The sequence below is a fragment of the Massilimicrobiota sp. An80 genome (genome assembly GCF_002159255.1).
GTDB lineage: Bacteria > Bacillota_I > Bacilli_A > Erysipelotrichales > Coprobacillaceae > Allocoprobacillus > Allocoprobacillus merdigallinarum.
The window spans coordinates 1-13,898 of sequence record NZ_NFHI01000031.1; the positions used below are offsets into that span (position 1 = coordinate 1).

The 13,898-nt window shown below is 32.6% G+C and carries 12 protein-coding genes; 1 reads left to right on the plus strand and 11 read right to left on the minus strand.

The genetic code is table 11. The annotated features are described in order from the left end of the window. Positions 1–256: 256 nt before the first annotated feature. The 10 genes from B5G32_RS09115 to B5G32_RS09160 form a co-directional block, all read right to left on the minus strand. On the minus strand, positions 257–1,948 hold the full coding sequence (locus B5G32_RS09115; protein ID WP_087936461.1) for a sensor histidine kinase: 1,692 nt from the start codon (positions 1,946–1,948) through the stop codon (positions 257–259). Next, positions 1,941–2,630 (minus strand): response regulator transcription factor, encoded by a 690-nt coding sequence (locus B5G32_RS09120; protein ID WP_087245998.1) that lies wholly within the window; start codon positions 2,628–2,630, stop codon positions 1,941–1,943. Before B5G32_RS09120 ends, B5G32_RS09115 begins: the two co-directional genes overlap by 8 nt. Before the next feature lie 11 nt (positions 2,631–2,641). After that, positions 2,642–3,301: a phosphate signaling complex protein PhoU gene (phoU, locus tag B5G32_RS09125; protein ID WP_087305134.1), complete on the minus strand. Its 660-nt coding sequence runs from the start codon at positions 3,299–3,301 to the stop codon at positions 2,642–2,644. 45 nt (positions 3,302–3,346) lie between these two features. Next, entirely contained in the window at positions 3,347–4,102 is a 756-nt protein-coding gene (pstB, locus tag B5G32_RS09130; protein WP_087246003.1) for a phosphate ABC transporter ATP-binding protein PstB, read from the minus strand. 14 nt (positions 4,103–4,116) lie between these two features. Then, positions 4,117–4,980 (minus strand): phosphate ABC transporter permease PstA, encoded by an 864-nt coding sequence (gene pstA, locus B5G32_RS09135; RefSeq protein WP_087936462.1) that lies wholly within the window; start codon positions 4,978–4,980, stop codon positions 4,117–4,119. Further along, complete coding sequence (gene pstC / locus B5G32_RS09140; RefSeq protein WP_087936463.1) at positions 4,970–5,905, minus strand: phosphate ABC transporter permease subunit PstC; 936 nt, start codon at positions 5,903–5,905, stop codon at positions 4,970–4,972. Before pstC ends, pstA begins: the two co-directional genes overlap by 11 nt. Positions 5,906–6,154: 249 nt before the next feature. Then, positions 6,155–7,000: a phosphate ABC transporter substrate-binding protein gene (locus B5G32_RS09145; protein WP_087305130.1), complete on the minus strand. Its 846-nt coding sequence runs from the start codon at positions 6,998–7,000 to the stop codon at positions 6,155–6,157. Positions 7,001–7,126: 126 nt separating this feature from the next. Beyond that, positions 7,127–8,779, minus strand: a complete 1,653-nt coding sequence (locus tag B5G32_RS09150) for an FAD-dependent oxidoreductase (protein WP_087936464.1) — start codon at positions 8,777–8,779, stop codon at positions 7,127–7,129. Positions 8,780–8,884: 105 nt separating this feature from the next. After that, a complete protein-coding gene (locus B5G32_RS09155; protein WP_087304711.1) occupies positions 8,885–9,565 on the minus strand; it encodes a fructose-6-phosphate aldolase in 681 nt (226 codons plus the stop codon). 10 nt (positions 9,566–9,575) lie between these two features. Next, positions 9,576–11,987, minus strand: coding sequence for a glycyl radical protein (locus B5G32_RS09160; RefSeq protein WP_087936465.1), 2,412 nt, complete (start codon positions 11,985–11,987; stop codon positions 9,576–9,578). A 180-nt stretch (positions 11,988–12,167) separates the two neighbouring features. Here B5G32_RS09160 and B5G32_RS09165 point away from each other — a divergent pair, with 180 nt between their 5' ends. Continuing rightward, the gene (locus tag B5G32_RS09165; protein ID WP_087244873.1) at positions 12,168–13,064 is read left to right on the plus strand and encodes a glycyl-radical enzyme activating protein; all 897 of its coding nucleotides are present in this window, start codon (positions 12,168–12,170) and stop codon (positions 13,062–13,064) included. Between the two features lie 17 nt (positions 13,065–13,081). On the opposite strand, the gene B5G32_RS09170 is transcribed toward B5G32_RS09165, so the two are convergent. Then, positions 13,082–13,828, minus strand: coding sequence for a DeoR/GlpR family DNA-binding transcription regulator (locus tag B5G32_RS09170; RefSeq protein ID WP_087244907.1), 747 nt, complete (start codon positions 13,826–13,828; stop codon positions 13,082–13,084). Between the last annotated feature and the right edge of the window lie 70 nt (positions 13,829–13,898).

Below are 13,898 nucleotides of genomic sequence, written 5' to 3' on the forward strand. Positions count from 1 at the left end.
TGATTTTATCACCATCACGATAAGACTCAACAAGAGAGCAGAAATAAGTGCCTTTTTTGCCTCTATTATTTTGAACAACCTTCACAAACATAAAACCACTCCTTTTCTATACTACAATTCTATCATTAAATCATTGAGATTTCACCAAATATGATATATCACTTCTATAATTACTTATGAATCTTAATAAACAAAAAAAGAAACCTGAATATATCAGATTTCTAATTTATATCTGTCATTAAATTGACGACATTGACTAAGATTCAGTTCTTTTTTGTTGCGGTAAAACAATTTCAATCGTTGTTCCTATATTCAATTCACTCTTCAATGAAATCGTACCTTTATAATGCGATACTATATGTTTAACAATAGCTAAACCAAGTCCAGTTCCTCCACGCTGTTTACTTCTTCCTTTATCCACACGATAAAATCTTTCAAACACACGTGCCTGATCTGCAAGTGGAATACCAATACCCGTATCTTTGACAACAATTTTCATACCATCGCCTTGCGCTTCAATATCCACAAAGACACTTCCATGATCTTTATTATACTTAATGGCATTTCCTATAATATTGTTTAATAATGTATAGATTTGTTGATGATTTCCTATATACACCATATCTTCAAAAGAATATTCCATATGGATATCATGTTTCGCTATTTCTACTTCATAACTTTCTAAAACTTCGTCCACGATACTTCGCATTTTAATAGGCATCATTTCTGCTTCAATATCCATACTTTCTAATCTTGACAGCATCAATATATCATTAATCAATCGTGACATACTATCAACTTCTGTTTGAATCTTTTCTAACATAACTTGTTTTTGACTTTCATTTTGGACAACACCTTGAGCCAATAAATCACTATATCCCCTAATAGATGTCATTGGTGTTTTCAATTCATGAGAAACATTAGAGAAAAATTCACTACGCATTTTTTCTGCTTTTTTCGATGCCGTAATATCCACAAAAAGCAAAGTTGTCCCAAAATCAACTCGTGAAATATAACAAGCATAAATATTATGATCTATTTTTAGCTCAACCTGTTGTTTTGTAATATTATTTTGTAAAGCTTGTATAATATCAGGAAAATAAAGATAATCTAAAATACGATCATGTACTTTCATATCTCCTAATATAGATATTGCCTTTTCATTAATACTTAAAATTTGATAGTCTTCATCCAATAAAACAAATCCCTCATTCATTTGTTTTAAAATTTCATCTATTTTAATACGTTCCAGTTTGACCTGACGCATAGATTTACGTAATCTATGTGATAAATTATAAATCGTGTCTACAATCACATTAAATTCCTGATAATCATAATCCTTCAAATCAACTCTAAAATCTTTACTCATATGATCAAGACTTTCACTAATTTCAATAATAGGTTTAGAGATTGTCACTGCTAGCTTACGTGATAGTATAAACGCAATTAAAAACGAAATAATACTGCTTACTGCAAAAGCTGGAATTAACGAACCTAAATAATCAGTAATACCGTGATAAGGAATAGCCAGTCTAATTATATAGTCTTCATGATTATATAAAGCTACATAAAGTGTATCCTCACCTGTTGTTTCAGATTTTCTTTGAGCATATCCTTCACTGGATTTTAAAGCTTCCTGAATTTCCTCACGATTCAAATGATTTTCAGATATAGAATCTTTTGCCGTATCAGCAACAACATTACCTTCAAGATCTATCACACTAATACGTGTATCATCACTATATGCCAAGGGATTTAACTTTTCAATTTGTCCATCAAGCGGTTGCTGATAATCCAAGGCATAATCAATCAGTTTTAAAGAATACAGCATATCGTGTTCAGTTGTATCTAAAATGCTATTAGATAACAGCGTTCCAGAAATCACACAACTGCTTAATAATGCAACAACCAGAATCACAATAAAATAACGGAGGATAGATTTAGTCATACTTATCCTCCTCTTTTTCTACAAAACGATAACCCACCGAACGAATTGTTTTAATATATTTTTCTCCATCATCATTTAACTTCTTACGAAGTGAACGAATATGAACATCTAATGCTCTTGATTCCCCAATAAAATCATATCCCCAAATATTATTTAATAATTCATCTCTTTCGACAACACGATCTTTATTTTCTATTAAATAAACAAGCAATTGATATTCTTTATGTGTTAAATCCATAGTTTCTTGATGATGTTTTACCACATGTGTTGACTTGTCAATAGATAAGGATGGTGTTCTTAAAACTTTTGATTTAGGATGAACTCTTCTTAATAATGTACGAACGCGAGCACAAAGCTCCAATACACCAAATGGCTTTGTCATATAATCATCACTACCACTATCTAAGCCATGAATCTTATCAATTTCACTATCTTTGGCACTTAAAATCAAGATAGGCATTTCTGTATTTGTTTCTCTAATCTTTTTGACAGCAGAAATCCCATCCATCTGTGGCAACATCACATCAAAAATAGCTAAATCTGGTGCCTCTCTTTTTATTTCTATTATAGCATCAATAGCATTATCAAATAGTGTAACCTGATAACCATTAGATTCAAGAGATAGTTTAACTATCTCCTGAATATTTTCATCATCCTCTATGACAAAAATACGTTCGTTCATTGTTAACCCTCCTAAATCAATCTTTGATCATTCACTGAACCAGTTTGATTAAATTCTAACCATTCACAGATATTGACTGCATGATCTCCAACTTTTTCTAAGTATTTCGCAATCATTAAGAAATCAATACAGTAATCAATTCTTTCGCTGTTTTCTTTAATAATTTCTGCAACTTCCTGTTTCACTTCTTCAAATAAAGCATCAATTTCATCATCCATGCTTTTCACTAAACGTGCAGTAGATAAATCTTTTTTAATAAATGAATCTATAGATTCATGAACCATAATTTTAGCTTTTTTAGCCATTGTTGGAATATGCTCAACTGTCTTATAAGCATGTTCACCTTCAAAATTCATGATAATTTCTGCAATATCAGCAGCCTGATCCCCAATTCTTTCCAAATCAGTAACAATTTTTAAAGCTGTTGTTACATTTCTTAAATCAGTTGCGATAGGTTGTTGACGTAAAATCAAATTAAATGCTCTTGATTCAACAGTTCTTTCCATATCATTAATTAAACGATCATTTGTAATAATCTCTTTTGCAAGAGCTTTATCCTGATGCTTAAATGCATCAATCATATTTTCAATAGCAACTTCTACAAGATGCCCCATTTTTGTTAAATCAACATTTAACTTTTCTAATTCTTCGTCAAATAGTTTTCTCATCATTTTACATACCTCCATTATATTTGTTTTTCATGCAAAACACAACTCTTAACCAAAACGACCAGTAATATAATCTTCTGTACGTTTATCTTTAGGCATTGAGAAAATGTCTTTTGTTTCACCATATTCTACCATTTCTCCAACCAAGAAGAAAGCCGTATAATCAGCAATACGTGATGCCTGCTGCATATTATGTGTGACAATTGCAATTGTATATTTATCTTTTAATTCCATTAATAACTCTTCAATTTTCAATGTAGAAATAGGATCCAAGGCACTTGTTGGTTCATCCAATAAAATGATTTCTGGTTCTACTGCTAAACATCTTGCAATACATAAACGCTGTTGTTGTCCACCAGATAAACCAAGTGCTGATGTATGCAAACGATCTGCAACTTCATCATATAAAGCTGCTGCTTTTAAACTTTTTTCAACAATTTCATCTAATTTCTTTTTATTTTTAATACCATGAATTCTTGGTCCATAAGCAATATTATCATAAATACTCATTGGAAATGGATTAGGTTGCTGAAAAACCATCCCTACTTTTTTACGTAACACTGTTGTATCAACACGTGGATCATAAATATTTTCTCCATCTAATGTAATTTCACCATCAATTTTGACATTATTTACATAATCATTCATTCTATTTAAAGTCTTAAGAAATGTAGATTTCCCACATCCTGAAGGACCAATAAATGCTGTGATTTTATTTTCTACAATATCTAAATTCACATCTTTCAATGCATGTTTTTCTCCATAATGAAGATTTAAATTTTTAGAACTAATTTTTACACTCATTTTTTTAACCTTCCTTAATCAATTTTATTGACATCAAATCTTTTAGAAATCCATTTTGCTAAGAAATTCAATACTAACACAACAACAATTAAAATTAATGCAATGACAAAGGCAACCTCATAATTCGCTTTTGCCATTTCTAGATAAAGTTGAATTGTTAAAGTTCCACCACTTGAGAACAAGTGTTCAAACAATCCTCTTGGTAACATTGATAAACTTCCAGCAGTGAATAGTAATGCAGCTGATTCAGCAACAATTCTTCCCATTGCTAAAATGATACCTGTTAAGATTCCAGGAATCGCACTTGGTAATAAAACTGTACGAATCATATACCATTTTGTCGCTCCAATTCCTAGTGCTGCTTCACGATAACTTTTTGGTACTGCCTGCAGGGCAACCTGTGTATTTCTAGAAATGATTGGTAAAATCATAATAGCTAATGTTAAGGCCCCTGTTAAAATAGAATACCCTAATTTTAATAAATTTCCAAAAAACAACATACCGAATAAACCATAAATAATAGACGGAATACCAGCTAAAACTTCAGTTGTAAATGAAATGATTTCAACAAATTTCTTATTTGTTGCATATTCATTTAAGTAGATTGCTCCCCCAATACTAATAGGACCAGCGATCAATAATGTCACAACAATCATATAAACTGTATTAATAATATTAGGTAAAATCCCTACTGTATCCTTTAATACACTTGTTGTATTGACAAGATATCCAAAATTGAAGCTTGGAATACCTCTTATTAATATATAACCAATAATAACAATCAATAGACCAACGGAAATGAGAGTGGATAATTGAATAAGAAAACTTAAGACTTTATCACTTAATCTACTTTTTTTATCAAAAATACTATTTTCCATCTTCTCCACCTCGTTTTAAAATAAATGTTAATATCAAGTTAATTGCTAAAATAAAGATAAATAATACCAAACCAATTGTAAACAATACTTCACGATGTGTTCCTGAAGCATATCCCATTTCAGAAACGATACCAGTTGTTAAGAAACGAACTGAATTGAATGGTAATGGGAAATTGACTGAGTTCCCTGCCACAAGCAAGATAGCCATGGCTTCACCAATCGCACGACCAACTCCTAAAACAATCGCTGACATAATCCCATTTTTAGCAGCTGGTAAAACAACTTTAAAAATTGTCTGCATTTGACTTGCACCTAGCGCCAAAGAACTTTTACGATAATCATCTGGTACTGATTTTAATGATGTTTCCGTAATATTAATTAAAGTTGGTAAAATCATAATGGCCAAAACCAAAATAGCTGAAATCAAATTGGCTCCACCTGTAAACTGATGTGTTTTTGACCCAGCAAAAATAGCCAGCTCCAATTGATACATTAATGGATTGATAATTAATATTCCTAAAAGTCCATAGACGACTGATGGAATCCCTGCTAACAATTCAACTGCTGATTTTACAATATTTCTCACTTTTAGATTAGCAATTTCAGCTAAGTTGACAGCTGTTAAAATTCCAATAGGAACTCCTATCAAAATTGCAAAGAATACCCCAACAATTGATGTTAAGATTATATTAAGAATACCATAATGTGGATCAGCCGCAGTTGGTGCCCATACATTGCTGAATAAAATTTCAGTTAATCCAACTTTAAAAATAGCTGGCGTTCCTGAAACAAACATATACGCTGTAATCCCAACAACAGCTACAATAGAAACAACAGCACAACAAGTAAAAATAATAGACGCTATTTTTTCTACCATTGATTTTGTTTTTCTATTTGCAATAATAGATATCATCTTCTTTTCCATATTTAACCCCTTCTTTTATATATAGCTCCACAAATCAATGCTAGTTTATATCTTTTCACGTAAAAGAAATAGCAATATTTTGTATAAAAAATGTTAAGATTATGTAAAATATTTAAATTTCTATGTATTTAATCCATGATTTTCGATGTTTTTTTACATTTATTTCTTTACTTTCTCTTTACAAACAGTATAACTTTAAAATTTATTTTTATACAAAAAAAGAAGCATAATCCTATGCCCCTTAAAAGATTATTTTGCTGAAACTAAACCAACAGATGAGATAACTTCTTGTCCTGCATCACTATTAATGAATTCAAATACAGCTTGAACTTGTGCTGATTGTTCACTGATTTCACCTTTAGTTGCCATAACGAATGGTCTTTGTAAAGTATATGAACCGTCTTTTACTGTTTCTTCACTTGGTGCAACACCATCTAATTGTAATGCTTTAACTTTATCATTTAATGCATCTAATGAAATATATCCAATTGCTCCTGGTGTAGATTGTACAGCTGCAGCAACTGCTCCAGTTTCATTTAATGTTTGAGCTAATTGACATTGATCAGCGATATCTAAGATTTCTTCAAATGCATCTCTTGTTCCTGAACCACTTTCACGTCCAATAACAACGATATTTTGGTCAGCTCCACCAACTTCGCTCCAGTTAGTAATTTTTCCAGTGTAAATATCTTTTAATTGTTGAGTTGTTAAATTTGTAGCTGTGTTCGCTGTATCAGTAACAACTGCGATACCATCTAAAGCAACAATGTTTTCTACTAAACCACCTGCTTTTTCTTCATCAGTTAAAGCTCTTGATACATCTCCAATATCAGCAGTTCCGTTTGTTACTGCTTCAATCCCAGCACTTGAACCTGTAAATTGTGGTTCTAATTGTAAATTTGGATAAGTTTCTACAATACCTTCTTTTAATCCATTAACAAGTTTTTCCATTGATGTTGAACCATTTAAAGCAACAGTTCCACTCACATCTCCACTTCCTGAAGCAGCCGCATCGCTACCTCCATCATTATTTCCGCATCCTACCAAGCTAAAGCTTAATACACATGCTAATAATAAAGCTCCGAATTTTTTCATATTTTAACCCTTCCTTTTTATCATTTATCATTCGTCTTTATTGACAAACATAGTGTATATCTTTTTAAATGGTGGAAAAATCATATTTTTGTATAAAATTTGTTAAGATTACGTAAAAACACATGATTATTTGAAGCAATAATCCAAATAAAATCCTAAGCCTCCGCTTAACACATAAACTTTCTGATATCCTCTTTGCATCAGAATTCTAGCACAATTATAAGCTCTGACTCCAACTGCACAATATATCACAATGGTCTGTTTTGGATCTATTTCCTGATAACGATGGATTAATTCACCGTATGGAATATGATAAGATCCTTCAATATATCCAGCTTTTCTTTCATCGTTTTCTCTGACATCCAATGTGATGACATGATCTTTGACTTGTTGATATTCATCAGGCAGCATCAACTGTATATAACCATTTTGCATATTCTCAGCGACATATCCTACCATATTGATTGCATCCTTAGCCGAAGCAAACGGTGGAGCATAAGCGATATGAAGATCTTTTAAATCCGTTACTTTCCCATGATAATGAATAGCTGTGGAAATCACATCAATACGTTTATCAACACCTTCATAACCTATAACCTGTGCTCCTAATATGTTCTGTTCAAGGTCATAGATCACCTTTATTGTCAGTGGCTTGGCTCCAGGATAGTATCCTGCATGGGATTTTTGTTGGATAATAACCACTTCATAATCTTGATGTCTATGTAAACCTTGAGCCTGTAATTGTTTTTCATTGAAGCCAGTGCTTGCTGCGGCCATCTCAAAAACTTTAATAATACTACTTCCTAATGATCCTAGATATTTTTGAGGATATCCTGCCAGATTATCTGCCAGAATTCGACCTTCTTTGTTAGCCGGACCTGCTAAAGGTATCATTGTTTTTTGATGATCAATATAATGTTCAACTTCAATCACATCTCCAACTGCATAGATATCTGGAATATTTGTTTTTAAATATTCATCTACAACAATACCACCTCTTGCATTACAGTCAATTCCAGCTTTTTTAGCTATTTCACTTTGTGGTTTTACACCGACTGAAAGAATGACCAAATCATAACTTTTTGTAAAAGAGTTCGTTTTGACTTGTATTTTGGATTGATGATCTTCAAAAGCTAATAATTCTGTATTCAAATATAAATGAATACCTTTTCGATTTAAATATTTATGTATGGGCTGAACCATCTCAAAATCTAAATTATTTAAGATTTGTGGTCCTTTTTCTATAACATCAACATCTACATTCAATTCTTTTAAATTTTCAGCTGTTTCAATCCCTACAAAGCCTCCACCAATAATACATGCTGTGTGCATATTTTCCAGCTCCACTTTTTGGCGTATTTTTTCAAAATCATCAATTGTCCATAATTGTTGAATATCAGGATGATCAATTCCAGGAATCGGCAATCGAATAGGCGATGATCCTGTCGCAATAACCAGCTGATCATAATTTTCTTCATAAGTTTCTCCTGTCATATGATTATAAACGGAGATACTCTTGTTTTCAGGATGAATCGCTGTGACTTCACTCGCCACTCTGACATCAATCTGAAAACGATCATAAAATAATTGTGGTGTCATCAACAGTAAATCCTCTTTACCTTGAATTTCACCAGACACATAATAAGGCAATCCACAATTGGCATAAGATACATAATTTCCCTTTTCAAAAACAATCATTTCTACATCTTTATTTAATCTTCTCAGTCTGGCAGCTGTTGTGGCTCCAGCAGCTACACCTCCAATAATTAAAACTTTCATTATCTTCACCTTCCTATTTTTATTGTAAAGAACTTTTGATATAAAGTAAAATAACGTGCATTAAAAAAGGCATTTTATGAGTTTTTCATAAAATACCTGATGACTCTATAAATCACATATTCCTTTGCCTTCTCCATACATGCTATACCAGTCGGCATTGAAATCATCTACTGCTTTTTCTATGCTTGGATTCTTGAAAATCTGTTTCAAGATCTCTACTGGTGCTGTAATCGCCTGTGCTCCATAATTGAAGGCATCTCTAATCTGTTGCACTCCCTTGAATGATGCTGCAACTATCTTTGTATCATATCCATCCATGACAATACGATTTGATAATTCATTGATGAGCTCCATTGGATCTGCTCCTAGATTTCCAATTCTATTGACATATGGTGCAATATAGTCTGCCCCTGCTGCTAGTGCCATATAGGCCTGCATCAAATCATAGACAGCTGTCGCTGTGACATGAATGTTTTCTTCCTTCAACATCTTAATCGCTTTGATTCCTTCATAAGATACGGGTACTTTGATATAGACCTGTCTATCTATTTCTTCAAGGATTCTATGTGCTTCCTTGACCATGCTTTGACAATCCTTAGAAATCACCTGAATATGAAGGCTTCTATCCTTTCCAATAATATCTCTGATTGCTCGCATATGTGCAAAGAAATCCTCTGGGCTTGTCTTCTTGACAATAGAAGGATTGCTTGTGACACCTACGATAGGCATATAAGCAACGGCTTCCTTAATCTCTTCTAAATCAACTGTATCAATAATAAATTCCATAATCTTCTCCCTATAAACTTTGTTCTGTTCTTCCAATAATATCATCTTGTGTTGCTTTTGATAACACATTAAAGAAAGCTGAATATCCTGCCACTCGCACAATTAAATCCTTATGCTTTTCTGGATGTTTTTGAGCATCAATTAAAGTTTCTTTAGACACAACATTATATTGAACATGATATCCTTCCAATCTATTAAAGAATGTTTTCATCAACATTTCTAATTTCTGTTTATTTTCTTCTGTTGATAACATCTGTGGTGTTACTTTCTGATTCAATAAAACACCACCCGTAATTTCATGAGTTGGTAATTTGGACACAGATTTAAAGACCGCTGTTGGACCACTTTTATCACAACTATGCGCTGGTGAACATCCTTCTGCCAATGGTGTATGAGCATGTCTACCATCTGGTGTTGCCATCGTTCCAAATCCCTGCCCTACATTAGCGGAAATAGAGGATGTTCCAGCATAACGAATACCTCCAATTGGCCCTCTACCATAACGCGTATTTGGATACTTTTTCATTTCATCAATATAAGATGCATAGGCATCAACGACCAACTGATCCACTTCATCATTATCATTACCATATTTAGGCGCTTCTTCAATCAACATTCTTTGAACTCTTTGACTTTCTTCACTTTGAAAATCATCAACTAAAGCATCCCATAATTGTTGTTGAGTGATTTTCTTTTCATCAAAGACAAGTTTCTTAATTGCTGCCAGACTATCAGCCATATTCGCAATACCTACCTGCAATCCTGAAATGAAATCATAGACAGCTCCACCTTCTTTAATTGTCTTTCCACGACCAATACAATCTTCAGTAAGGGCTGAACATAAAACATCAGGAACATCTTTTTCAGAAGCTAAATCAATTGCATTTTCAACAATCACACTCATACGTGTTAATTCTCTGACTACCTGATCCCATGCTTGCATCAATTCTTCATAAGATTTCATTTCTGTAAAATAACCACATTCTTTTACAAAACGTTTTCCAGAAGTCATATCCACCCCATTATTCATCGCAATTAATAAAATTCTTGGGAAATTCATATAACTCATACCTGTACAACGATAACCCCATTTTCCTGGCACTGCTGTTTCCACGCAACCAATTGCAGAATAGTTATAAGCATCTTCTTCTTTGACACCTTTTTCAATAAATGAAGGAATAATCACTTCATCATTATTAAAGGCTGGCATACCAGTTCCTAATTTCATCACTTCAATAGCTTCATCAAAGAATTCCTGATTGATATGAGCATGGTATCTCACCGTTAAGTTTGGCTGAGGCAATCTTGTTTGTGCCACTGACTTCAAAACTAAGAAAGATAATTGATTCACGGCATCTTTTTTATCTGTTGTCTGTCCTCCAATTGTCACATTTTGATACATTGGGCTTCCAGCACTTGAAAATGTATGAGCCTGACTACGTACTTTATTGATTGTGAGAGTTTTAATCCATAAATTTGTCAATAATTCAACTGCTTCATCTTCTGTGATGATATTGTTATCTAAATCATGTTTTAAATAAGGATACATATATTGATCAAAGCGACCATATGATAATGAATGTCCATTAGATTCAATCTGTAAAATCAATTGAATAAACCATACTGATTGAATCGCTTCATGAAATGTTTGAGCTGGCTGATAAGGCACTTTGTCACAAATACGACTGATTTCCAATAATTCTTCTTTTCTTTTTCCTGTTTCTTTTTCAGCTTTTTCTTTTGCTAGAACACTAAAACGCTTTGCAAATGTTTTGACTGCTTCAATAACAATCAATACTGCATTATAAAATTGATATTTATTAAGATTTTCAGGAACACATAAATCCAAATGATTTTTGATATCTAAAACTCTGTCTTCATATCCCTTTAAACCGATTTCTAAGACTTTTTGATATTCAACAGCCAAATGAGCATCTCCTGAATTCAGTTTCCCTTCCATACCAAAAAATCCTGTTTCCATAAAAACACTGACTTCTTCAGGAAGTAAAGCTTCACCTTTAGCTCTTAGATTATTATTTTCCCAAAATGGCGCAATAGAGCGTAAAGCTTCTTTTGTTTCTTCTGTAATATAAAAGACATCTCCATCACGTTTTTCAAATGTATCTAATTCATCCATAACAAACTTCATTGTATACTCAGGAAAGATCGGTGCATCTTTATTTGATGAAGCCTGATTTCCTACAATTAAAGTTTCATCTTCAATATAAATAGACATTTTTTCCAATATATTTTTTAACATATAGGCACGTTTCATGACAGGTGTCTGATTCTTATATTTCTCATAAGCTTCTGTCACAAGCAATGCACGCTGAGCATCAATATAAGGTTTCTTATCCAATACAGCTTCTCTAAAATGATTCATACGTGGTGTTAAATCACCAAAATGTTCAACATTCTTCATTTTTCTTCTCCTTTTTATTTCATTTGAAAGTTTTATGTGTTTCATTTTCAAATATATCTTATCATATATCTAATTAAAGTCAATATTTATTTGAATAAAAACATATTATATTTCATTTGAAACTTATTTATTTACTATTTAAAACATTTGTGATAACATATAGTCAAAAGGAGAATGACTATGACAAAAGGTATCATTTTTAATATTCAAAAATTTAGTATTCATGATGGCCCTGGTATCCGTACAACAGTCTTTTTAAAAGGTTGTCCATTAAGATGTGAGTGGTGTTCTAATCCGGAATCACAAAATGAAAATATACAGATTCTATGTCATCACGACACATGTTTACATTGTTGCCATTGTGTAAAAACTTGTCCTCAACAAGCAATCTCATTTCAGGATGGATATATCCATGTTCATTTTGATCAATGTATTGGTTGTTTACAATGTGTTCAACAATGTCCTTCACATTCTTTATCATGTGAAGGAGAGTATCAGGACATTGATGAAATTGTTCGTATCTGCAAACAGGATCTTCCTTTTTATGAAGAATCTCAAGGTGGTGTGACGATTTCTGGTGGTGAAGGTATGGGACAACCCCAATTCGTTGAAGCACTCATTCAGGCATTAAAAAAAGAACATATCCATACTGCAATTGAAACAACAGGATATGTTCCAGAAGAAACATTTCAACATTTAGCCCCACAGTTTGACCTTTTATTATTTGATGTCAAACACCACGACAGTCAACAACATTTCTTAAAAACTGGCGTTCATAACGAACTGATTATAAAAAACTTAACCTGGGCTTTTCAACAGGGTATAGACATATTACCACGTATCCCTGTCATTCCTGATTTCAATTATTCTTTAGAAGATGCAAGAGGACTTGCTGGAATGTTACATAAGATTGGATTAAAACGTGTGCAACTCTTGCCTTTCCATCAATTTGGTGAAAAAAAATATGACATGTTGAATAAAGAATATACCTATAAAAATCAAAAAGCCCTCCATAATGAGGACTTAAAAGATTATCAGCAAATTTTTATTGATGAAGGTTTAGATTGTTTTATTTAGGAGCATTGCTCCTTTTATTATACCTTTTTGACAATTACATTTTGACTTTGTAAATATTCTTCACTTTCTTGAGGAATCATTCCATCTGTAACAACACAATAGACATCTTGTGTGGGCAATAAATTGACTAAACCTACTTGTTGAAACTTAGAAGACTCTGTCACAACAATCACATGAGCAGCCTGACGAGCCATATCTCGCACTGTTTCACTACGCATATAATCATTTCCAGTAAATCCCGTATTTTTTGAAAAACCATCTGTACCAATAAAAAACTTATCAACAAAGAACGCTTCAACGCAACGTCTTGTCATTGGACCTACAACAACCTGTGCTTCTTTTTGATATTCTCCGCCAAGTAAAATCAGTTTGACTTGAGAATATTGACGAATGTAATCAGCAATAAAAGAAGAATTCGTAATAATTGTAACATCTTTTTTTGTTGAAGCAATTTCTTGAGCCAGTAAGGCACAACAGGAACCAGATTCAATCATAATTGTTTCACCATCTTCAATCATCTGACAAGCTGATTTGGCTAATTGTTGTTTAATATCATAATGATAGGCTAATCTATTATTCATATCATCCTGTCCATTCAGCGTCGCAAAGCCATGTTCTCTAACAATCAATCCTTTTTTCTCTAACATATCCAAATCTTTACGTATTGTCACTTGTGACACACCAAGATTTTGAGATAATTCTGTAACATCCACTTTATTCTTTTCAGTTAATAACTCCAATATTTTTGTATGACGCAATTCCATTTTCTTCATATTCATCACCTTAACATTTAGATTATCACATTCAACTTTCAAACGCAACTTTATATACCAA